This is a genomic window from Bradyrhizobium sp. NBAIM08, assembly GCF_020193935.1.
Classification (GTDB): domain Bacteria; phylum Pseudomonadota; class Alphaproteobacteria; order Rhizobiales; family Xanthobacteraceae; genus Bradyrhizobium; species Bradyrhizobium yuanmingense.
Window position 1 is genome coordinate 1 of the sequence record NZ_JADYVR010000647.1, and the last position, 424, is coordinate 424.

Here is a 424-nt window from a genome sequence, read left to right on the forward strand (position 1 = left end):
GAATTTGGGAACCTGGAAGACGGCATCATCGAAAACTGCTCCGATATTCCGGATGATTATCTGGAAGGCGCTTTCTCTAAAATCGTAGCCTCTGCCTGGGTGGACTGGAAGCCAGGCATATCGGTACGCCATGGCGATGCCGTAGTGTCAAACGGGCATATTTACCGGGTGTTGGCAAAACTGGATGACGTGCAATATGCTTCCACAACACAACCCCGGTTTGACAGTGGCACACAGGTATTGGACAGTATTACCTGGCTGATGTTTCAGAAAGATACGATTCACAGTGCTGTTGTAAAAAACGTTGTGTTCAGGGATTTATTTTTACGAAGCATTCGTGTGCCTTTTCAAATAATGAGCTACAGTAATAAATGGTCACATTCCTATTATCCCGGTGCTGTTTTACCGGTACAAGGCCCGCTGT

The 424-nt window shown here is 46.5% G+C and carries 1 protein-coding gene; it reads left to right on the forward strand.

Going from position 1 to position 424, the window contains the following annotated elements; genetic code table 11:
* Window positions 1–424: hypothetical protein (locus tag I6F37_RS41375; protein WP_225154577.1), on the forward strand; the 424-nt coding region annotated here is incomplete at both ends.